We start from the raw sequence: 21,707 nt of genomic DNA on the forward strand, positions 1-21,707 counted from the left end.
CATTCACTTTCCCAGGCAGAAGCGCCCGAACAGCGCATCCAGCATATCCTCCAGCCCGTCACCTCCGAGCACCGCGTCGAGCGCGCGCCCCGCCCGTCTGAGATGTTCGGCAGACAGGACCAGATCCGGCACACGGTGTGCGAAGACAAGTTCGTCCCTTACCGCAAAAAGTGCCTCGCGGTAACGGCGCTCAAACGTCACCTCCCCCTCGCCTGGCAATATGCCCCGTGCCATGGCCACAAGTCGGCGTTGCAGTTCGTCCAATCCGCGACCGTCGAGTGCCGACACTGCAAGATGCTCCGGCCGTGGCGTTCTGAAATCCGCCTTGGACGAAACCGCAATCGTTCGGGCATCCTCTTGTGCATCGTCACGAAGGTCGATCCGAATCTGTGCGAGATCCTCTTCGTCCAGGGCGCGCGATACGCCGATCCTTTCGATCGGATCGACCGCCTCGCGAAGGCCAGCGGTGTCGATAAGCACGAACGGGATGCCGTCGATCGCGATGGGCGCCTCGATCACGTCACGTGTGGTGCCGGCAATGTCGGACACGATGGCGGCATCGCGGCCGGCGAGCGCATTGAACAGCGTCGATTTGCCGGCGTTTGGCGGGCCGACGATGGCGACGCGAATGCCATCGCGCAGTCGCTCGGCGGGCGCCAGCGTGGCTGCCCGCTCGATTTCCGCGAGCAGCGAATCGGTGAGCGCCGACCATGCGCACTGGCCGGCCACCTCCTCCTCACCATCGTAATCGATCGCCGCCTCCATCGCGGCCGAAATCAGCGTGAGCCGGCTGCGCCACCCGGCGAGGAGGCGCGGCACGGCACCGCGCTGACGGCGGATCGCATCGCGTCGCTGGCTCTCCGTCTCGGCAGCGAGGAGGTCGGCTAGTCCTTCGACCGCCGCAAGATCCATCTTGCCATTGAACAGGGCGCGGCGGGTGAACTCGCCCGGTTCCGCCAAGCGCAGGCCCAGCCGCCGAAGCGCGGCATAGCAGGCCTCCACGACGGCGCGACTGCCGTGGAGATGCAGTTCCGCAAGATCCTCGCCCGTCACCGTGCGCGGTGCGGGAAACCAAAGAACCATGCCCTCGTCGAGCACATCGCCGGCGTCGCATAAGGTCCGCAGCGCCGACTGTCTCGGCTGTGGAAGGCGACCGGCCAATGCTTCCAACGCCATGCGCGCGCGCGCGCCGCTGATCCGGATGATGGCGATGGCGGAGGGAAGCGCGCCGCTCGACAGCGCGAAGATCGTGTCGCCGGCGGGGTTATTTGGTGCTGCTGCCACCCATATTATCCAGCATGTGGCGCCACAGGTTGAAGCCCGCCTCGCCCATCGGCCCCCAGCTCTGCATCATCGTCTGGATCGTATCGGGCGTCACGCCCTGCTCGATCGCGGTGCGCATCTTGGACAGATAGGCTTCGTGGAGCGAGGAGAGGTCAGGCAGGCCCATGAAGCGGCGAGCCTCTTCCGGCGTGCAATCGACATCGACCGTGATCTTCACCGGCGTCTCCCAGCGCGAGGACTTCGCACGCCTGCCTTAGCCGAGCGACGGGCGATCGCCAATATGGCGGCGGATTTCCACGGTCGATCCCGGCGTCAGTGCAGAGAGCAGCGAGGCCATCCCTGTGCGATCGATCGCGACACAGCCTTCTGTGGGCCTGTCGCCGCGGAGATGGAGAAAGATGGCGCTCCCCAGTTCGGGGACCGGCGGTCGATCATTGTGGCCGAGGATCAGGACGGCATCGTAATGGGCATCATCCCGCCACATCCGCTCGGCGGAAAAGGGGTGCGGATGACGTACCGGCCGATTGTAGGCCGGATCGGCGACATCGTCCGACCAGCCATCGTCGGGGCGCAGCCATCGCCAGGCTATTCCCGATGGTGGATCGAAGCCACGATCGGGACGGAGGAGGACGGCGCGGACCGGCCAGACCCCAAGCGGTGTATAACCGTCGCCTTCGCGCTTGTCGGCGGCGCCGCAGGCGCCGCTTCGCCCGATCGCGCAGGGCAGCGTCGTCGCGCCGAAATGAAGCAGGCCGGCGTCCGTCTCCACGACGATCCGCATCAGAGCATGTGCCCGGTGCGATCGCGCTTGGTGGCGAGATAATCGACGTTGTGCGGGTTGGCCGTCACGCGATGCTCGACGCGCTCGACAATGTCGATCCCCGCAGCCGCCAGCCCTGCCACCTTGGCGGGATTGTTGGTGAGCAGCCGGATGCGGGTCTGGCCGATCAGCGCGAGCATGCGCGCCGCGACGCCGAAGTCGCGTTCGTCGATCCCGAAGCCGAGGCGAAGATTGGCGTCCACCGTGTCGAAGCCCTGGTCCTGCAGAGCATAGGCGCGCAGCTTGTTGATCAGGCCGATCCCCCGCCCCTCCTGCCGGAGATAGAGCAGGATGCCCCACCCCTCTTCGGCGATGCGGTGGAGCGCACCATCAAGCTGCGGCCCGCAATCGCACTTCAGCGATCCGAAGACATCGCCGGTCAGGCACTCGCTGTGCAGGCGCACGAGCGGGGGCCGGCCGTTCGGCGCGCCGATCACCAGCGCGACATGCTCTGTCGCCTCTTCAGCCGAGCGAAATGCAATAATATCAGTATGTTGACGTGAAGCTGCGACCGGAAGGCGCGCGCGCGAGGCGATGACGAGATGGCTGGGCGCATCGTAGTCGAAGATCGCTGCGGCCGAGGGGCGAGGCGTGTCGCTTCCCCCCTCCCCGTCCCGCACGAAGAATGCGGGAAGGATTCCGGCCAGCCGCGCCAGCTTGAGCGCCGCCGCCGCCGCGCCATCGGCCCCCGTCGCGCGTGTCGCGAAGGGGCCTTTCATCGGCGACGACAGATCCCGCGCGGGATCCGCCAGCGCGGTTGCCTTATCGAGATCGAGCCACGGCACCTGCGCAATCCGCACCGCGGCGGGCGCTTGCGCGGCAGGACGCTGGTTGGCGAGCATCAGGGTCGCCGCGCGCTCGGGAGACACCAGTACGTCATAGCGGCCATCGGGAGCGAAGCCGGCCAGCCGACCGGCGTCGGCGGTCTCGATCGCGAGCAGGGTCAGCGCCGCCCCGGCCTCGTCGATCACGACGGGCCAGCCCCGGCGCAGCGCGTCGATGGCGCGGGCCACGTCCCGCCGGTCTGCGATTCCGGTGTTGCTCACCAGTCGAACTCGGTGACCAGCGGCACATGGTCGGAGGGTTTCAGCCAGTTGCGGCAATCCTCGTGCACGCGGTGCGCGACGGCGGTCTTCGCCACCTCCGGGCTCGCCCACATGTGATCGAGCCTCCGCCCGCGATCGTTCACCGTCCAGTCGGGCGAGCGATAGCTCCACCAGGTGTGGAGTCGCGCCGGCGCCGGAAAGAAATGGCGGCCGAGATCGACCCAGCCGTGCGCCGCCTGCATCCGCGTCAGCGCCTCCACCTCGACCGGCGTGTGGCTGACGACGTTGAGCAGCTGCTTGTGGCTCCACACATCGCTTTCGAGCGGCGCGATGTTGAAGTCGCCGACGATCAGCGTCGGCTCGCGCAGATCCTCGGACCAGCGCGTCATCCGCTCGACGAAGGCCAGCTTCTGCGCGAATTTCGGGTTGGCCGCAGGATCGGGGATGTCGCCGCCGGCCGGCACGTAGACATTTTCCAGCCGCACGCCGTTGGGCAGGCGGGCGCCGACATGGCGGGCCTCGCCATTGTCCTGCCAGTCGTGCCGGCCATGTTCGCCCAGCGGGATCCTGGAGAGGATCGCGACGCCATGGTGCATCCGCTGACCGGCGAGCAGGCGGTGGACGTAGCCCAGCTTTTCAAAGGGCGCGTGGGGGAAGGTGCCGTCTTCCACCTTGGTTTCCTGCAGGCAGAGGATGTCGGGCTGTTCGGTGCGCAGGAACTGCTCGACGATCTCGATGCGCGCGCGCACCGAGTTGATGTTCCACGAGGCGATCTTGGTCGTAGGCATGGCCCTGCGATGTAGGGGACCGAAGGCCTATGCGCCAGATACGGAAAGGCCCCCGTTCCGGGGGCATGGAACGGGGGCCGACCTGGCGTTCGTCACGCAGGCGGGACACGAAGACGGTGTTCCGGACAACAGGGGGAATTCCGGAACGGCTCCGTGGCCGCACAGATGGTCTATGCCCCCTCACCTGTCGCCCGGATGAACGGCGCCGTTAACTTTGGCTCATACAAACGCCATGTCGCCGGGATGAAACCGTTCGTCGTTACCGGCGCGGGCCTTGGGGGCGCGGGTCCGTCCACCGGAAGGCCGAATCGTCGATCGGCACATTGAACTTCTGGTTGGCGAGGCGGACGGTCGTGCGGTTGTTCTGCGCGTCGAGCACCTGCCAGCCATCCAGCATCAGCCCACCCGGCGCGCCGGGGGAGCGGCGGAATGTCACGGTGATGCTGCCATATTCGCGGTGCTTCTTGTCCTGCCCCGCCAGCATCACGACGTCGGGGCGCCCGCCGGGAATGATCGTCGCGTATCGGGCGACATCCTTGTTCGGATCGAGCAGCAGCGCCAGCGGCGTGTTGCCGATCGGCCAGCGCGACACCTGCTTCACCGAATAGTCGATCATGGTGAGCGCCTTGCCGTCCCCCACGACGAGCAGCGGCACGCCCTTCTGATACTGGAACCGCACCTTGCCCGGCTTCTTGAGCTGGATCGTGCCGGAGACGATCTGGCCCCTGGCATTGGTCTGCTCGAAATCGGCGGTCATCGTCTGCACCGCCTTCAGATGCGCCTGCACGGCGGCGAGATCGGGCGACGGCGCGGGCGCCGGGGCAGCGGCGAGAACGGGCGTGGCGAGGGCCGCGGCAAGCACGGCCGGCGAAAGGCGCATCGAGAAACTCCGGATCATGACCGCCGCCGGATAGCGGCAGGCCGTTGAATGGGCTGTGAACCCCAATCGACTCAGGCGCGGGTGGTTCCCGGACGGATCAGATCGCCTGCCCGTCGCGATCGATCAGCACCTCGCGCCTGCCGACATGGTCCGGCGCGCCGACCTTGCCTTCGCGCTCCATCCGCTCGATCAGGCGCGCGGCGCTGTTGTAGCCGATGCGCAGCTGGCGCTGGACGTAGCTGGTCGAGGCCTTCTGCGATTCGGCCACCACCTGCACCGCCTTGCGGTAGAGCGCGGCATCGGGCGAATCGTCGTCGGCAGGCTGGCCGTCGAGCGCGAAGCCGCCATCCTCCGGCTCCTCGGTGACCGCCGAAATGTAGTCCGGCGTGCCCTGCGAGCGCCAGTGATCGGCGACCGCGCGCACCTCCTCGTCGGACACGAAGGGGCCGTGGACGCGGGCGATCTGCTTGCCGCCCGGCATGTAGAGCATGTCGCCCTTGCCCAGCAGCTGTTCGGCGCCCTGCTCGCCCAGGATGGTGCGCGAGTCGATCTTGGAGGTCACCGCGAAGGAGATGCGCGTCGGCAGGTTCGCCTTGATGACGCCGGTGATGACGTCGACCGAGGGGCGCTGCGTCGCCATGATGAGGTGGATGCCTGCCGCGCGCGCTTTCTGGGCGAGGCGCTGGATGAGGAATTCCACCTCCTTGCCTGCCGTCATCATCAGGTCAGCCAGCTCGTCGACGATCACCACGATCTGCGGCAGCGTCTCGTAATCGAGCTGCTCCTCCTCATAGACCGGATGGCCGCTCTCGGCGTCATAGCCGGTCTGCACGCGCCGTCCGAGCCGCTGGCCCTTGGACTTGGCGACCCGGACCTTCTCGTTGAACGAGGCGAGGCTGCGCACGCCGACCGAGGCCATCATGCGATAGCGCTCCTCCATCTGCTCGACCGCCCATTTGAGCGCGCGCACCGCCTTGGCGGGCTCGGTGACGACAGGCGAGAGGAGATGGGGGATGTCGTCGTAGATGCTGAGTTCGAGCATCTTGGGATCGATCATGATCATCCGGCACTGCTTGGGCGTCAGCCGGTAGAGCAGCGACATGATCATGCAATTGAGGCCGACCGACTTGCCCGAACCGGTGGTGCCGGCGACGAGCAAATGGGGCATCGGCGCGAGATCCGCGACCACCGGATCGCCGGCGATGTTCTTGCCGAGGATGATGGGGAGCTGCGCGGTGCCGTCCTCGAACTGCGAACAAGCCACCATCTCGGAGAAAACTACCGCCTCGCGCTTCACGTTGGGCAGCTCGATGCCGATCACGGTGCGGCCGGGGATGGTGGCGATGCGCGCCGACAGTGCCGACATGTTGCGCGCGACGTCGTCGGCCAGCGCCACCACGCGACTCGCCTTGATGCCGCTCTCCGGCTCCAGCTCGTACATCGTCACGACCGGGCCGGGGCGGACCTGGGTGATCTTGCCGTGCACCTTGAAGTCGTCCAGCACGGTTTCGAGCAGGCGGGCGTTGCGCTCCAGCGCCGCCTTGTCGATCGCCTGGCCGCCGCCGGTCGGCACCGGCGAGAGCAGGTCGATCGAAGGCAGCACATATTCGTCGCGCAGATCGAGCGAGGCCTGGCGCTTGCCCTCGGGCTTCTTCGGCGCGGACTGCTGGCGATCGGCGATGATCGGGCGGGACGGCGCGCGCGGCTCCTTGGCCGTGGCGGTGGCGGCCGGCTCGTCCTCCTCCTCGAAATCGTCGAAATCATCCTCGTCGTCGGCCACGATCGCCTCGCGACGCGGCGTCCGCTTCTGCGCGACGCGGGCGACGGGCTTGGCGGTCTGCCGGCCGGCGCTGACCAGCCAGTCCCACTCCTCGGCTTCGAGGCCGATCGCCTTGATCCACAGCCACACCCCCAGCGCGAAGGCGATCAGCTCGATCGCGTAGCGCAACGGTATGTCGAATCCGGGTGCCTTGACCAGACCGAGGCCGGCATCCACCGCATCGGCGCCGAGGATACCGAATGCCCCGCCCCATCCGGCGGGCAGCTGCAGGCTGGTGCTCTCGCGGAACAGGGTGACGGCGGTGCCGGCGCAGAACAGCGCGATCAGCGTGACCAAAGCGGCGCGGCCCCAGCGGCCCGTGCCGCGCCCGCGCACCAGCCGAACGCCGGGCACCAGCACGATCGGCACCCACGCGACGGCGAGCGGGCCGAACAGCATCAGCAGCGCGTCGGCCGCCCAGGCGCCGATCGGCCCGATCCAGTTGAGCGTCTGCCCGCCCGACACCGTGTTGATCGCCGAATCGGCGCGGTGATAGGTCGCCAGCGCCACCGCGATCAGCAACGCGGCCGCGATCAGCGCCGCGCCGATCGCGACGCCGCTCGACCGCGCCACCACCTGCGCCACCTTCTCGCGCCAGGGCGCTGCCCGCACCGCCACGCTGCCCGCCATGTCCTTAAGCTCCCCGCTTGGGGCAGACCGTGCCCCAAATGTTCCGCTTAACCCTGTTCTCCCAAATCCTACTAGTCAAGCGCGCCGCCTTCCGCCCCCGATCGATCGTCGCTAGAGCGAGTCCGATGAGCGACACCCTGCACAGCGACGTGATCATCCTCGGCGCCGGCCTCGTCGGCTGCGCATTGGCGACGGCGCTGGCGAAGGGCGGAGTGACCGTCACCATCGTCGACCCCGCCCCCGCCACCCAGATCCGCGAGACCCATTTCGACGGCCGCGCCTCGGCGGTCTCCTCGACGAGCTGGCGGATGATGGAGGCGATCGGCGCCACCGAACGCTTCGCCCAATATGCCAACCCGATCGAGCGGATCGAGGTGGGCGAGCAGGGCGCGCGCGGCCTGCTCAACTTCCAGCCCGATCTGGAGAATGACGGCCCCCTCGGCATGATGGTGGAGAATCGCTACCTCCGCATCGGCCTGCGCGAAGCTGCCGAGGCGTCGGAGGGCGTCACCGTGCTGATGTCGCGGAGTGCGGTTTCGGTGGAGCGCGATGCCGCCGGCGTTCGGGTTGCGCTGGACGACGGGCGCCTGCTCAAGGCGGCGTTGCTGGTCGGCGCCGAGGGCCGCCGCTCGCCGACGCGCGACGCCGCCGGCATCGCGGTGGCGCGCTGGGAATATCACCACGTCGCGATGGTTGGCATGCTCGAGCATGAGGCGGATCACCGCAACGTCGCGCACGAACTGTTCTACCCCGCCGGCCCCTTCGCGCTGCTGCCGATGCAAGGCGGTCATCGCTCGGCTTTGGTGTGGACGGTGTCGGAGGCCGACGCGCCCGCCATGCTCTCGCTGTCCGAGCGCGCCTTCACCGCCGAGGCGCAGAAGCGGATGGGCGGGATGCTCGGCGCGATCAAGCTGGCCGCCCCGCTCGCCAGCTTCCCGCTCGGCTTCCATCATACCGCGCGGATCACCGCCGAGCGGCTGGCTTTGGTGGGAGACGCCGGCCACGGCATCCACCCGATCGCCGGGCAGGGCGTCAATCTCGGCTTCCGCGATGCCGCAGCGCTCGCCGAGGTGCTGATCGAGGGCGTGCGCCTCGGCCTCGATCCGGGCGACCACCAGCTGTTGCAGCGCTACGAGCGCTGGCGCGGGCTCGACACCTTCCTGGTGGCCTCGGCGACCGACGGCCTCACCCGCCTGTTTGGCATCCCCGGCAGGCCCGCAAGCCGCATCCGCCGCTTCGGCATCGGCATGGTGGAGCGCATCGCACCGCTGAAGGATGTCTTCATGGCCGAAGCGCGCGGCGAGAGCGGCACGCTGCCGAAGCTGCTGACGGGGCAGATGGTGTAACGAAGAGGGCAAGCGCCATGCCGGTTGCTCCATTGCTGATGCTCATCGCGACGGGGACGATTCCGCCTCTTCCGGCCGAAATAGCGCAACAGAACTGCTCGATGGTCACGCGGGAATCCGGGCCACCGATTGCCGTCGATCGCATCGCCCGAGTGTTCTTTGCTACTGATAGCCGGGCTATCGATAGGGAAGGAGCCGCCATGCTCGATGCGTTCGCCCAAGCCTATGATGCTCCCGCGAAATGCACGGTGGTTGTCGAAGGCTATTCAGACCGATCCGGCTCTGAACGCCATAATCTTGTCATCGCGAAGCAGCGCGCCGAAGCGGTAGCCCGATATCTCAAGCGCAAAGGTCTCGTCGCGAGACTGTACGTCCGTGGGCTCGGAGAACGCGATCTCTTAGTCCAGACACCAGATAGGACGGCTCAAGCCGAAAATCGCAATGTGGTCGTCTACGTACCCTGATACGAAAGGGTGGCACCGTTTGGCGAACCGCCTCAAAAGAAGCTGGACCCCGGCTCAAGGCCGGGGTGACGATGCGGGCTAAAGCCGCCGCGCCTCTTCCACCAGCAGTACCGGCACGCCCTCGCGGATCGGGTAGGCCAGGCCGGCCTCGTCGGAGATCAGCTCCTCGCCCTCTTGCCGGAGCGGGGTGCGCGTCAGCGGGCAGACCAGCAGGGCCAGCAGTTCCGGGTCGATCACTGCCCAATCCTCACTGCAACGTCGCTCCGCTGTCGTCGCCGTCGCTGTCGTCGAGGCGGAAGAAGCGGAGGAACTGCACCACCAGATCGGCGCGCTCCGCGATGGTCGGCGCTTCCAGCAGCGCCTGCTTGGTGGCGACGTCGAACGGCGTCACCTGCGCCACCCCGTTGACCAGCCCCTCGTCGTCGAGCCGCTCCACCGCCGCCCAGTCGATCGCATAACCCTTGGCGTCGGCATAGCGGCGCGCCTCGCGCTCCAGATCGGCGCGCAGCGCGATGCCAAGCGGATCAGGATCGGTGCCGTCGGCCGCGAACGCCTCGGTATCCGCTTCCACCTGGCGGAAGGGCGTGGTGACGTCGAGCTCGCTGACCAGCCGGAAACGGGTGAGGCCTTCGAGGATCAGGTTGAAGCGGCCGTCGTCCAGCGCCTCCACCTCGGCGATGCGGCCGATGCAGCCGATGTCGAACAAAGCCGGCTTCTGCGCGGTTTCGTCGCGCGGCTGGATCATGCCGATGCGCCGGTCGCGCGCCATGGCGTCGGACACCATCGCTCGATAGCGCGGCTCGAAGATGTGGAGCGGCAGCAGCGCGCGGGGAAAGAGCAACGCGCCCGCCAGCGGAAAGATGGAGAGGCGCGCCACTTGGATCAGCCGAACAGCACGGTGGAAAGCCGCCGCCGCTGCGCCGAGACCCACGGATCTTCCAGCCCGATCGAGGCGAACAGCTTGAGCAGCCGCTCCTTGGCGGCGCCGTCGTTATGCGCGCGATCCTGCGCGATCGAGGCGAGGAGCTGGTCCGCCGCCCCGTCGCGATCGCCCGCCGCCATCAGCCCGCCGGCCAGTTCGTAGCGGGCATCGAGATCCTCGGGGTTGGTCTCCACCGCCTGACGGAGCGGGGTGAGATCGTCGACCGGCGCGGTTTCCTTCGCCAGCGCCACCGCCGCCTTCACCTGCGCGAGCGCCGGATCCTTGGCCTTGTCCTCGGGCAATGCGGCGAGCAGCGCCTCGGCCTCGTCGGCGCGGCCGAGCTTCAGCAGCGCCTGCGCCCGGCCTGCCACGACCGCGGCGTTATCGGGCGCCATCTCGGCGACCTGCTCGAAGATGCCGAGCGCGCGCTCCGCATCGCCATCGGCCAGCACCGCGTCCGCCATCGCGACATATTGCTCGATGTCGGCCGCCTGCGGATCGCCCGGCGCCTCGATCGGCAACTGGGCGAGCAACTGGTCGAGCATCCGCGACAGCTGCGATTCGCTGCGCGCCTGCGTCAGGTCGGCGACCGGCTGGCCCTGGAAGATCGCATAGACGGTCGGGATCGAGCGGATCTGGAACTGGGCGGCGATGAACTTGTCCTTGTCGACGTCGATCTTCACCAGCGTCACGCCCTTGGGCGCATAATCGGCGCAGACCTTCTCGATCACCGGGCCGAGCTGCTTGCAGGGGCCGCACCATTCCGCCCAGAAATCGACGATGACGAGGCCCGTCATCGACGGCTCGACCACGTCGCGCCGGAAGGCCTCGACCGCTTCGCGGTCCGCCGCGCTCATTCCCAGGGTCGCCACGTCGTCACTCCTGCATCACTATTTTCCGGCGCCTTATGTGGCCCCGGAGGGCCGCCTGCCAAGCCCCGCGAAAAAACGCGACGAATCGGCTTGCCGACCCCGGAAGCCTTTGCTAGTGGGCCGGCCTCCCGCGGCGGTCCACACCGTCGCTAAGCGCCAGAGCGGGCGTAGCTCAGGGGTAGAGCACAACCTTGCCAAGGTTGGGGTCGAGGGTTCGAATCCCTTCGCCCGCTCCAGTTTCTCCATATTTATCAAAGCCTTCGGGCGAGGCTCCCGGGCGTACTTCGCGACCGCGAATTTTTGATGTCCACTTGGTGTCCACCGATCAGTCGCACGATCGGGAACGCTCATTCCGCCAACGCAGGTCGGGTGTCCCAACGTCGGATTCTGCGAACAATCGCATCTCGGTGACTGGTTCTATTTTCGTTCCACTAATCCGCTTGGCCGAGACGCAAGGCCCGGATATGGAGCACGGGGCCCTGTCGATCTTGGTTAGAACCAACCTGTCGCACGGCCCCTTTGTGGACCGGGTGGCGCGCAGGTTTGGATGGCAGGCGAAATTCAAAAGCACCTCTGGGCCGATCTCGCGAACGCCCCAGCCGCGCCCGGCATCTATGCTTGGTACTACAGCCCGCAGATCACCGACTTCGATCTCGATCGCGCGATCGAGAACATCGAATCTATCCGTGGGACGGATCGTGGTGAAGCTGAGCGAGCGGCAAGGACGTTGCTCGACGATCGCATATTCCGACAGTTCCGTGAGGAGCCCTACCAGGCGGTGGTCGAGGGGCCGCTCAAGCCGGCCTATCGGGGCGCTCTGGACCACGCCTTTGAAATCTCGTCAGGGTTGGTTTCGCGGGTCGTGGATCATCCCGAGCGGCTCCGATCCTTACGGAACATTCTCAACCGTTCGGCGCCGATGTTCGCGAGCCCGCTTTACATAGGCATGTCCGTCGATCTGCGGAGCCGCTTGGCAACTCATAAGTCTCTAATTGAAAGGTATCGCGTCGCGCGGCTCAAGGAGCGGCCGTCGGCTCGCAATAGCGATGCAGGGTTTGCCTGGCAGATCGCGAAGCGCCAGATATCACCCGACAGACTGATGGTGTTCACATGCGTCACCGGTGACGACGATGAGAGTACCGCAGTTGACATCGAAAACGTGCTCAATCGCCTCTATTATCCGATCTTAGGAAGAAACTGATATGGCCCTCAGCCTCAGCGTCACATCCGCTTTGAACCTCACGCTCGAGGGTTCGACCGGCAGCTTCAGCGTGGGCCGCGAAACGGCGTCGCAACAGACTGTCGAGGTGAAATATTTTCTCACCCATGTCGGTCTCAATCTGCTTTCCGGCGCGAACGAGGAGTTGCTTCGGCACCTCGCGCCGGTTCGGGAAGTGTTTCCTCCTCGCGACCTGGGCTTCGACGAAATCATGCAGCGCGATATCGACGACGCGCGTGTTTCGTCTGAGCTAGTCCCCTATCTGCTGGATCGGAAGTCCCGCGACCTCGTGAAGCTTTTCCCGCCGATCGTGGTCGTCGTGATGCCGGTCGAAACCGACGCCAATCGACCCGCCAATCATTATCCCGCTGTCACATCTGAAGATGGGACTGAGAACGGTCACCCGTGCAAGATCGTGCGAAGCGGCGAAAAAGGGCAGGAAGTCTTTGAGTTCGTGCAACCGTTTGAGGGCGGGAAGTTGTATCAGCACGATCTCGTCCGGCTGAAACTAAATACTAACCGTTGCCGCCTCGTGATTGTCGATGGTCAGCACCGCGCAATGGCGCTGTTGGCACTTTACCGAAACTTGAAGCAGGATTGGGAAGATAAAAACAAAGCGCCATATAAGGACTACTATGAGGAATGGACGCCGAACTACATCAAGTCGTTCGAGCTTGCGAACATAAGCCTGCCAATTATGTTTTGCACCTTTCCGGCGCTCGATGAAAACTTCTCCGGCGAATATAATGTAAAGATGGCCGCAAGGTCGATCTTCCTCACCCTTAACAAAACGGCGCGTCAGGTATCGGCGTCGCGAAATCGCTTGCTCGACGATAACGATATTGTCGCGCTACTTCTTCGCGACACTCTCTCATCGATCAAGGCGTTCGATGACATCCATGCTCCTTCATCGTTGCGCATCCACAATATCGAACTCGACCAGGCTCACGATCGCGTGAAAATTGAGAGCCCGATCGCGATCTCTGGCGTGAACCATTTTTACTACATGATCGAACACATCTTGTTGAATAGGCTTGAAGATGTGAGCGGCGCCAAGCCGCGGGCCGGGAACTACTATCTGCGAAGCGACCTCACGAATTTTGGTGCCATGAGGCGGCTCAATGGTTGGAACCTGCTAGGTGAAGACCTTGCCAACGCAACCAATCGTTTCTTCTACACGACGGGAGCGGGAGAGACCCTCGGAAAGGAATTTCGCGACCGCTTTGGCAAATTCATCGTTGCGACTTTTGAGCGCTTCGTTCCCTACGAAGCCCACACCAGTGCCGTTCTTTGGCTCGATGAGCAGCTGCGGCTCCAGGCCAACACGAAGATCAGGCCGATCCTGTTCGAGGGACAAGGGATCGGCAGAACTTTCGAGAATCACCGGAAGCATCTCGACGAGAAGATTCGCGAGAAGGAGTTTGGTGCGGAGGCCCCGAAGCTTCAGGAGATACTTGGCCGACTAGACGCCACGCGGAAGATGGTTGCGGATTATGAGGTCAAGCTGAAGGCAGAGCGCGCTAATCGTTTTCTCGCCAAAGCTGACAAGAAAGGCTTGCGAGGCGACGACGGTCAGCTTTATCCGAAAGTAGTCGAGTTTATCACTTGGCTTTACGATAATGTTTTAACCACCGTTGCTTTCCAGACAGCGATAATCGGTGGATTCTTCGGAGAGCTTGAGCGTGCAAACATCGCTCGCGAAAAGCTCGGTCAGGAACCGCTTGAGACCCAAGCATCGTTCGACAAGTTCATTGATGACCTAAACGAGTTTTTTGAGGTCGTCCGTCCCAACGATTTCCGTCGTTTGGTCGAAGTTTTCCAAGGAACCTTGGGAGATGAGATCGGCGAGTGGAAGATCACGCCGTCTGCATCGACGTTCAAGCGGGTCGTCTATCGCGGCGAAATGCAGCCTGCGCAGTGGCCAAAATATAAGTATCTTCTTCTCGAGTTGTGGCGCGCGACCGGGACCGACCTTGAGGCATCGATCGCGGGCGAAAGGGACGTCGCCCGTTTCCAGATCTTCAACTCGCTTGAAAAGGAATATCAGAAGGATTTCCTGGAGCGGAATCTCCGTCGCGAGGAGAGCCTCACCACGGCCGAGCGGAACGCGATCCGAACTGAGGCCTACGACGCGTTCTGCAAATTCCTCCGCAATCTCGGTTGGAAGGCGTCGGATGTCCCCACTAAAAAGTCGCTCGTCGAAGCGCCGCAGACCGAGGACGCCAACGCAGCGCCAGAGGTTGCGACGGACGATTGGGACGACGGCGACGCTTCCAGCGTCGTCGAGGAGGGTGAAGCCTAATTGCAGACCGACGCCGCGATCTATCTCGATGGTTTTGCGACGACGCCGCTAGCGCCCGAGGCGCTGGCGGCGATGCAGGCGGCTTGGGCTGACCCAGTCAATGCCGGTTCACCCCATCGAGGCGGTGCGCGCGCCACCGCTCTTTTAGACGCTGCGCGCAAACAAATCGGTGATTTGGTCGGCGCGGACGCACGCGAAATCATTTTCACGTCCGGCGCAACGGAGGCGAATAACCTAGCCATCCGGGGTTTGGCAGGATGGGCGGTTCAGGGAGGCTCACCACGCCGGCGGATCATTGTCTCTGCGGTTGAGCACAAAGCCGTCAGCGAGGCAGCAATTTCGCTCAAGGGTGATGGCTTTGAGGTCGTGGTTGCACCTGTGACACGGGATGGCGTTGTTGATCTCGACAAGCTTCGCTCGCTGATTGATGCCCACACGCTGTTGGTGTCGGTGATGATGGTCAACAACGAGACCGGCGTGATCCAGCCGGTCCAGGAGGTCGCGTCACTGGCGCACCGGGCCGGGGCATTGATGCACTGCGATGCTGCTCAAGCCGTCGGAAAAATCGCGGTCGACGTCAGCGCGCTCGACATAGACTATCTAAGCGTTTCCTCGCACAAGATGTATGGCCCAGTTGGTGTCGGGGCCCTATATGTTGCGTCCGATGTGCCCGAACCTAAGCCCCTGTTTTTTGGAGGCGGCCAGGAACGGGGTATCAGGTCCGGAACAGTTCCAGTGCCGCTCGTCGCCGGTTTCGCATGTGCGGCCCGCCTCGCAGCGTCTTGCACCCGCGCTGACTACGCGAGAATTGCTAAGCTGGAGCGCGAAATGCTCACGGGCCTCGAACGAAAAGGTGTGGCCTTCGAAATTGTGTCGTCAGACGCTGATAGAGTGGCAGGTGCCTTCAATGTTCTTCTAAAAGATGCAGTTGCTGACGATATTGTCGATCGAGTAAGTGCGCAAATTAGTATTTCAACAGGGTCTGCTTGCACGACGGGTCAAGTATTGCCATCTCACGTCTTGATGGCGATGGGGTTAGATGTAGAAACAGCGCGTTCTGCAATTCGGATTGCAATCGGAAGATACAACAGTAGCGAAGACATAACTTTGGCTGTTAGCGTCCTAGCTGATAAGTTGACCTCCGCGCAGCAACCTACTGGACGAGCCCGCCAGTAAGAAGCTATAGGCGAGGCATGAAGCACGCGCTCCACGATCCCGAGGTACGAGGCCAATTTGCGGGCCACGAAACCTTTCCGCTGCGTCTTCTGTGGCTGAAAAAAGCGCACGACGCATGCCTTGGTGGCGCCCCCATAGGAACATTCCACGAACAATCGGCTATCGCACGCTTTGGAGTCGGCCGCAACATGGCTGTTTCCATGCGGTTCTGGGCAATAGCGACGGGCTTTCTTACGGAAGTGGAGCGCGAGCTTGTCCCGACGACGGTGGCAGAGGCGGTCCTGTCTGACGACGGGTTCGACCCCTTCATTGAACGGGCAGCGACGATCTGGTTGGCGCATTGGGCGGTGGCAAGCACGCCAGACCTCACGAGTACGGCCTATTACGCCTTCAATGGCGTGGCGAACCTAGAGTTCGACGCCAGCAGCTTGACCCAAGAGCTGGCTGAAATCGTGAAGGCGCGGGGATGGCGCGCAACGGCAAACACGCTCAAGCGGGATGTCGAGGTATTTCTACGTAGCTACGTTCGCCGCGAGGGTATGGCGAGCGATGATGCGGCCGAGCCCCTTCTCGCCGAACTTGGTCTGATCCGAGAGGCCCGCATTGGCGGCTGGTATGAATTTGTCCGGGGGCCGAAGCCGGCGCTTCCGGATGGCGTATTTGGCTACGCGCTGGAGGATTTCTGGAGGCGCACAGGCGCGGCAACGGCGATCACAGCGGAGCAAGTCTGCTACGCTCCGGGCTCGCCGGGCCGTGTTTTCAAGCTCGACGAGGATAGTGTGATTACGAGGCTAATGCGCCTCGATGCCCTTACAGACGGTGCATGGCGTTGGACCGATACTGCTGGGCTGCGTCAAATTCAGCGGACAGGTTCCGTCGAACCGATGGACCTTATCTCTCAAGCTTATCAGCCAACCGCGGACAAGAGGAAGGCAGCATGACCCGTAGCTTGAGCAACGTGGTCATCAACCGACGGTTCGCGCGTTCCGCCCGTTTGGACGCCGACCTAAAGGGCACACCGCCCTTGGTCGGCTACGTCCTCCAGGCGAGCGTAGAGAAGGCGATCGTGACGATGGCGGCGAGCCATCGTGAATCGGGGCAAGGAGCCTTCACGTGGACCGGCCCTTACGGAGGTGGCAAGTCATCGGCGGCTTTGCTCGTCGCCAATTTGATCGCTGGCGAGCCACAGAACAGAGCGATTGCGAAGGATATCGCAGGCCGTCAGGTGTCGAAGCTTTTTGAGCAGGCATTCCCTAGTAACCGACATGGTTGGGCCATTGTAGCGGTAACCGGAAGCCGGACCGAGCTACGCAAGGCAATTGCCGATGCTGCTGCTGTGAGCCTCAAATGGAGCAAACCCGCATACGCCAAGGCTATCGAGAACGACGCGGCGCTGATCGATTCGCTGGCTCTAGCGGCGGCACGCAGCCGTGACGGTGTGATCGTAATTCTCGACGAGCTGGGTAAACTCCTTGAGCATGAAGCGTCGATCGGGGGCGATATTCACCTCCTCCAGGATTTGGCGGAGCGCAGCGCGCGTAGCGATGGCCGCTTAGTCATCGTAGGAATCTTGCATCAGGCGTTTGAGCAATACGCCGCCAGGGTATCTAGGGAAGCCCGGCAGGAATGGGCGAAAGTCCAAGGACGCTTTCAAGATATCCCATTTCTGGCCGGCGCGGACGAGACGGTTGCGTTGCTGGCCCAGGCGATCACCGTACCGGGCTATCCTGCATCCGCCGAAATTGAGGCGCGTCGGGTGGCAGAGGCCATCGCAAAGCGAAAGCCGACTGACGCCGAGATCTTGACCTCAGCACTTGGGAAAACATGGCCGCTGAACCCGGTCACCGCGCTTCTACTTGGACCAGTTTCGCGACAGCGTTTCGCCCAAAATGAACGAAGCGTCTTCGGTTTCCTTAGCTCTGCTGAACCGCACGGATTTCAGGATTTCGTCAACTCCGCAGATGATGGCTCGACATATGGGCCGGAGCGGCTTTGGGATTACCTAGCATCCAACTTCGGCATGGCGCTCGCCGCAGGCGGTGATGGCAGCCGCTTCAGTCTTGCGTTTGAGGCGATTGAGCGGGCGGGCGCGAAGGGAACTGCACTGCATGTCCGTCTTACTAAGGCGGCAGCCATCATCGAGTTTTTCCGGAATGGCTCTGGATTAGCTCTCGCGGATGATTTCCTTGAGGCCGCCATCCCCGACGTTGACTCCACGGCCGTCAAAGCGGCGTTAGGTGATCTGATCGATTGGGCGGTGCTCATTCGGCAGCCACGACTTGGCGGCTACGCCCTCTTTGCCGGCAGCGATTTCGATCTTGAAGATGCGATCAGCCGGGCTTTGGTACCGCTGTCAGCTGACCAACTCGAAATCATTCCGCAGCGAGCGGGGATCGGCTTTGCCGCAGCGAAGCGTCACTATTTCCGAACAGGCGCATTGCGAACCTTCCAAGTCCTACTCCTGTCGATTGGGGACGAGGATCAAGTCGAGGGTATTGCCACAGCTCTTGCTACGAAAGGCAGGGTCGGGGCTGGAAGTCTCGTGCTTGCTATCAGCGACGGCTCAATATCGGCGAGCGACGTCGATAGCCGCTGCAAAGCTGCTGCAAAGCGGCTGCAGAAGGCGGGGAATGTGGTCGCCCTCGCGGCTGCCGTTGACAGCTTTGCCCTCCGCTCAAGCGCGGCGGAGATGTTCGCAATCGAGCGTGTTATGCGTGACCATCCGCAACTCGAAGGCGACCGGATTGCGCGCCGCGAACTCGCCGCCCGCCAGGCCGGCGCGGCCGATACGCTGAATCGCGAGCTAGAGTTGGCACTCAACAGCGCGCGCTGGTGGCTCGCGCACGCGCCGGCCAAAAGCGTTAAAGGCCCACTTTCTGTCATCGCGAGCGCTGTTGCCGACGTCGCCTATGAGCAAGCGCCAATCTTGCAGAGTGAGCTCCTTCAGCGCGATCGACCGTCATCGAACGCCATGGCTGCGGTCCGAGAGCTTTGCCACGCAATGGTCCGTAGGGGCGCAGAGGAAAATCTCGGTATAGAAGGCTATCCGGCCGAGATGGGTTTGTATCTCACGGTGCTTGCTCCGTTCGGCTTACACCGAGCCGATTCAAAGGGGCGGTTCGGTTTTCATAACCCGAGCGATTTGGGAGTTGGGCCCAGTCTCCAATCCGCCTGGAACCTACTCAGCGACACGTCGGAAGCGAAGCTTTCCGAGATTTACGCAGTTTGGGCACAGCCGCCGTTTGGAATGAAGGCCGGCGTCATGCCGGTCCTTGCCTTAGCGGCGTTGCTTGCCAATCGCGAACGGCTCGCCGTCTACCTTGACGGGGTTTTCCAAACTGATCTCGACGATGTCTTCGTCGACAAGCTTCTTCAGCGGCCGGCTGAAATTAGATTGCGTCGGATCGATCGAGATGTTCGCGAGGCGGCTTTCTTGAGCGAGTTGGCTCAGAGGCTCGGGGTGAGCGAAGCGGGTGCGTCTCTGCCGGTTGCCCAAGCGCTCTACCGGCGCCTTGAGGAATTGACGCCTTATGCGCAGCGCACAGAAACTATCTCGGCGCGTGCTCGATCGATCCGAGGCACGGTGCTGAAAGCTCGAGATCCCGAAGCACTTCTATTTGAGGATCTGCCTGGCGCGCTGGGCGATGAATTGAGCGGATTGGCGGTCGTTGAAGCGGTCGAGGAGGCTGAAACGGCCTACTCTGCCCTGCTTTCTCAGCTACGCGACGCCTTGGCACGGTCTCTCGCCGTCGACCCTCAAACCTTTGCAGGCTTGGGCAGCCGGGCAAGCGTGGTGAAAGGCTTGACGAACGACTATGCGTTCGAGGGATTCGCGATGCGTGCCGCAGCCTTTGAAGCTGGAAACGGCGATATCGAAGGCGTTGCGAGCGTGCTGCTGCATAAGCCTGCACACAATTGGTCAGATCGAGATCGCGAGCAGGCGCTTTCGCAGATGGCTCGTTTCGGTCGGCAGTTTCGAGAACTAGAGGCCCTCGCAGCGGTGCGTGACCGCAGCTCCAACACTGAGGCGCTCGCTCTGGTCGTAGGGGTTGATCCGAATACCCCGCCTTTGTTGAGATCGTTCGTACTGACCGAAGAAGAGCGAGTAAGGGCATCACGCCTTGCGGACAATTTGGTCGCTACGCTGCGTAAGGACAAAAGCATCGATCGCGTTCAACTCGCGGCATTGGCCCGAGCTGTAGCGGCACTAGCCTCCGAACAAGAGTTGGAAGTGGCATGAATGCCGAGCGACACATTCTAGGCTTATCTGGCGGGCGTGATAGCGCGGCGCTAGCCGTTTATATGCGTCTGCACCGGCCAGAGTTGCCCTTGGAGTATTTCTTTACCGACACCGGGAAAGAGTTGCCTGAGGTATATACTTTCCTCGATCGGCTCGAAGGCTTTCTCGGTAAACCGATAAGGCGGCTCAATCCTGATCGTGATTTTGATTTCTGGCTTGCGGAATATGGTAACTTCCTCCCGTCGCCGCGGACACGTTGGTGTACCCGCCAGCTCAAGTTGAGACCGTTGGAGCATTGGACCCGACCCGATCTAGCCGCTGGAACGATCATCAATTCTTATGTCGCGATTCGTGCAGATGAACCGACGCGAGAGGGCTACCAGGCAACCCATGAGAACATGCGCGTGCATTTGCCGTTGCGGGATGCAGGCATCGACAAAGCCGGAGTGATCGACATTCTCCAGCAGGCGGATGTCGGAGAGCCTGCTTATTATGAATGGCGCTCGCGATCGGGCTGCACTTTTTGCTTCTTTCAGCAGAAAATCGAGTGGGTGCGACTTTCCGAACGTCATCCCGACCAGTTTGCGGAAGCGATAGAATACGAAAAGACGGCCCTCAAAGACGGTAGTCCGTTCACTTGGAGCCAAGGTGAAAGTCTGACCGAACTCGCGCGCCCGGAACGGGTGAAGGCGATTCGCGATGACTATGAAAAGCGCCTGGCCCGTCTTCGAGCGCGCCTACCGCGTAACCCTTTGTCTGGCCGGCAAAGCAATAGCGTGGATGACGTTTACGGTGTTGATGAGGCGGAGGGCGGTTGCCTCATCTGTCACAAGTAACCTGCTCCTCCGGTCGACCGCCGAAGGTGGTCGCTGAAATTCACGAAGCTGGTCCATGTCGTGCGTCGACTCTGATGATCGACGGTAGCCAGAGCGCGATTGTGCTCTGCAACGCCTGCCTCAATCAGGTCTGAATCGATTGGGAGCCGCACGCCGGCACTCAGCGGGGCGTGACTGAAGAGTGAAACGATTATCCGGGTGTCCGCGACCATAGGCAGGAGCGCGACGAAATGATCGTCAGGCCCGGCTTGGCCCATAGGAAGTGCCGTCCGAATCTCCGGATCGACCGGAGTGATGATGGCATCGAGGTCTGCTCTAGAACCGGCCCCCCTGGCGATGGCCCGCAATTTTCGGGAGTAAGCGCTGGCGGTCCAGCGCCAGCCCAAAGTGAGATGAGCAAAGCCGAAGGCAATCTTCACGATTTCGCGATGGAGGGAAGTCAGATCGATGCTGAAGTCGACGTTGTACTCGTTATGAAACTCGCGTGGTGATGCGGCCACCGAAGCAGGGATGTCGAGTTCCAGGCCGGTGTCTCGATCGATAACGCGACCGCCTCGCTTCTTCGCTTTCGCCGCCATGCCACTGACAATTTTCGTGACCTGTCCATCATTGCCGACGACCAGCACCTGTTCCCCAAAAGTCTCCTGTTGGCGGATGACGATCGGTTCGTGCTTGAACGTGGCGGCCTTCCCGTGCGGGATCGTCATTGTAGCTGGCTCATTTCCGTTCGCGCTCACCGCTGAAAGCACGAGATCGGGCACGTTTCCGCTCCGGCCGGGTATGCCGAACTTCTGGCGTAGGATCACAATGTAGGGCTGGTTGATGCAATCAGAATCGACGGTTTCGCCGAGTGAACTGTTGCAGCCGACATGGGCATCGGGTGTCGCGAAGTCGTCGCTACCGCCGAGCGAATACGGGATGATGTGCTCCAGTGAGGGGTTCAAAAGGCCGACCGCTACGTCGCGCGGGACTATATCTTTGAGGCAGTAGATGCAGCGACTCATCGTGAGAATGTCGCGTCGCGATCCCGATCGTTCAAGGACCGCCCAGCCAACGGCTCGCG

At 63.0% G+C, this 21,707-nt stretch carries 19 protein-coding genes and 1 tRNA gene; 9 read left to right on the forward strand and 11 right to left on the reverse strand.

The genetic code is table 11. From position 1 onward, the window contains the following. Window positions 1-3: 3 nt before the first annotated feature. The 7 genes from mnmE to QGN17_RS16005 form a co-directional block, all read right to left on the reverse strand. Window positions 4-1,284, reverse strand: a complete 1,281-nt coding sequence (mnmE, locus tag QGN17_RS15975; RefSeq protein ID WP_281045590.1) for a tRNA uridine-5-carboxymethylaminomethyl(34) synthesis GTPase MnmE — start codon at window positions 1,282-1,284, stop codon at window positions 4-6. Next, the gene (locus tag QGN17_RS15980; RefSeq protein WP_022692175.1) at window positions 1,265-1,501 is read right to left on the reverse strand and encodes a DUF6489 family protein; all 237 of its coding nucleotides are present in this window, start codon (window positions 1,499-1,501) and stop codon (window positions 1,265-1,267) included. The genes mnmE and QGN17_RS15980 overlap by 20 nt, the downstream gene beginning before the upstream one ends. Before the next feature lie 36 nt (window positions 1,502-1,537). Continuing rightward, a complete protein-coding gene (locus QGN17_RS15985) occupies window positions 1,538-2,065 on the reverse strand; it encodes a L,D-transpeptidase family protein (protein WP_281045591.1) in 528 nt (175 codons plus the stop codon). Continuing rightward, window positions 2,065-3,150, reverse strand: coding sequence for a GTP cyclohydrolase II (ribA, locus tag QGN17_RS15990; protein WP_281045592.1), 1,086 nt, complete (start codon window positions 3,148-3,150; stop codon window positions 2,065-2,067). Before ribA ends, QGN17_RS15985 begins: the two co-directional genes overlap by 1 nt. Further along, on the reverse strand, window positions 3,147-3,938 hold the full coding sequence (locus QGN17_RS15995) for an exodeoxyribonuclease III (RefSeq protein ID WP_281045593.1): 792 nt from the start codon (window positions 3,936-3,938) through the stop codon (window positions 3,147-3,149). The genes ribA and QGN17_RS15995 overlap by 4 nt, the downstream gene beginning before the upstream one ends. A gap of 259 nt (window positions 3,939-4,197) precedes the next feature. Then, a complete protein-coding gene (locus QGN17_RS16000) occupies window positions 4,198-4,818 on the reverse strand; it encodes a LolA family protein (RefSeq protein ID WP_281045594.1) in 621 nt (206 codons plus the stop codon). Window positions 4,819-4,915: 97 nt separating this feature from the next. Next, complete coding sequence (locus QGN17_RS16005) at window positions 4,916-7,267, reverse strand: FtsK/SpoIIIE family DNA translocase (RefSeq protein WP_281045595.1); 2,352 nt, start codon at window positions 7,265-7,267, stop codon at window positions 4,916-4,918. A 125-nt stretch (window positions 7,268-7,392) separates the two neighbouring features. Between QGN17_RS16005 and QGN17_RS16010 the strand changes: the two genes are divergently transcribed. Together QGN17_RS16010 and QGN17_RS16015 are read left to right on the forward strand one after the other, a co-directional pair. Then, window positions 7,393-8,613: a UbiH/UbiF/VisC/COQ6 family ubiquinone biosynthesis hydroxylase gene (locus QGN17_RS16010; protein ID WP_281045596.1), complete on the forward strand. Its 1,221-nt coding sequence runs from the start codon at window positions 7,393-7,395 to the stop codon at window positions 8,611-8,613. A gap of 38 nt (window positions 8,614-8,651) precedes the next feature. Then, window positions 8,652-9,077, forward strand: coding sequence for an OmpA family protein (locus QGN17_RS16015; RefSeq protein WP_281045597.1), 426 nt, complete (start codon window positions 8,652-8,654; stop codon window positions 9,075-9,077). A gap of 78 nt (window positions 9,078-9,155) precedes the next feature. Here QGN17_RS16015 and QGN17_RS16020 read toward each other — a convergent pair whose 3' ends face one another. From QGN17_RS16020 to QGN17_RS16030, 3 genes are read right to left on the reverse strand one after another with little or no spacing between them, the layout of a single operon-like run. Next, window positions 9,156-9,314 (reverse strand): Trm112 family protein, encoded by a 159-nt coding sequence (locus tag QGN17_RS16020; RefSeq protein ID WP_281045598.1) that lies wholly within the window; start codon window positions 9,312-9,314, stop codon window positions 9,156-9,158. Window positions 9,315-9,324: 10 nt separating this feature from the next. Continuing rightward, window positions 9,325-10,008 carry an LON peptidase substrate-binding domain-containing protein gene (locus QGN17_RS16025; RefSeq protein ID WP_390902706.1) on the reverse strand — a complete coding sequence of 228 codons (684 nt, stop codon included), beginning with the start codon at window positions 10,006-10,008 and terminating at the stop codon, window positions 9,325-9,327. Then, window positions 9,960-10,871 carry a tetratricopeptide repeat protein gene (locus QGN17_RS16030; protein WP_281045599.1) on the reverse strand — a complete coding sequence of 304 codons (912 nt, stop codon included), beginning with the start codon at window positions 10,869-10,871 and terminating at the stop codon, window positions 9,960-9,962. Before QGN17_RS16030 ends, QGN17_RS16025 begins: the two co-directional genes overlap by 49 nt. Window positions 10,872-11,032: 161 nt before the next feature. Here QGN17_RS16030 and QGN17_RS16035 point away from each other — a divergent pair. The 7 genes from QGN17_RS16035 (at window position 11,033) to QGN17_RS16065 (ending at window position 20,644) form a co-directional block, all read left to right on the forward strand. Continuing rightward, window positions 11,033-11,107 (forward strand) — tRNA-Gly (locus QGN17_RS16035). Window positions 11,108-11,418: 311 nt separating this feature from the next. Continuing rightward, the gene (locus QGN17_RS16040; RefSeq protein WP_281045600.1) at window positions 11,419-12,072 is read left to right on the forward strand and encodes a hypothetical protein; all 654 of its coding nucleotides are present in this window, start codon (window positions 11,419-11,421) and stop codon (window positions 12,070-12,072) included. Window position 12,073: 1 nt separating this feature from the next. Further along, a complete protein-coding gene (locus tag QGN17_RS16045; protein WP_281045601.1) occupies window positions 12,074-14,392 on the forward strand; it encodes a DNA sulfur modification protein DndB in 2,319 nt (772 codons plus the stop codon). Further along, complete coding sequence (locus tag QGN17_RS16050) at window positions 14,393-15,568, forward strand: cysteine desulfurase family protein (RefSeq protein ID WP_281045602.1); 1,176 nt, start codon at window positions 14,393-14,395, stop codon at window positions 15,566-15,568. A 17-nt stretch (window positions 15,569-15,585) separates the two neighbouring features. Next, window positions 15,586-16,509, forward strand: coding sequence for a DUF4007 family protein (locus QGN17_RS16055; RefSeq protein WP_281045603.1), 924 nt, complete (start codon window positions 15,586-15,588; stop codon window positions 16,507-16,509). Beyond that, window positions 16,506-19,808, forward strand: coding sequence for a hypothetical protein (locus tag QGN17_RS16060; RefSeq protein WP_281045604.1), 3,303 nt, complete (start codon window positions 16,506-16,508; stop codon window positions 19,806-19,808). The genes QGN17_RS16055 and QGN17_RS16060 overlap by 4 nt, the downstream gene beginning before the upstream one ends. Further along, window positions 19,805-20,644, forward strand: coding sequence for a phosphoadenosine phosphosulfate reductase family protein (locus tag QGN17_RS16065; protein ID WP_281045605.1), 840 nt, complete (start codon window positions 19,805-19,807; stop codon window positions 20,642-20,644). Before QGN17_RS16060 ends, QGN17_RS16065 begins: the two co-directional genes overlap by 4 nt. On the opposite strand, the gene QGN17_RS16070 is transcribed toward QGN17_RS16065, so the two are convergent. Beyond that, window positions 20,635-21,648, reverse strand: coding sequence for an HNH endonuclease (locus QGN17_RS16070; protein WP_281045606.1), 1,014 nt, complete (start codon window positions 21,646-21,648; stop codon window positions 20,635-20,637). The two genes, QGN17_RS16065 and QGN17_RS16070, sit on opposite strands and share 10 nt — an antisense overlap. Between the last annotated feature and the right edge of the window lie 59 nt (window positions 21,649-21,707).

Origin of the sequence: Sphingomonas oryzagri (genome assembly GCF_029906645.1) — a bacterium.
GTDB lineage: Bacteria > Pseudomonadota > Alphaproteobacteria > Sphingomonadales > Sphingomonadaceae > Solisphingomonas > Solisphingomonas oryzagri.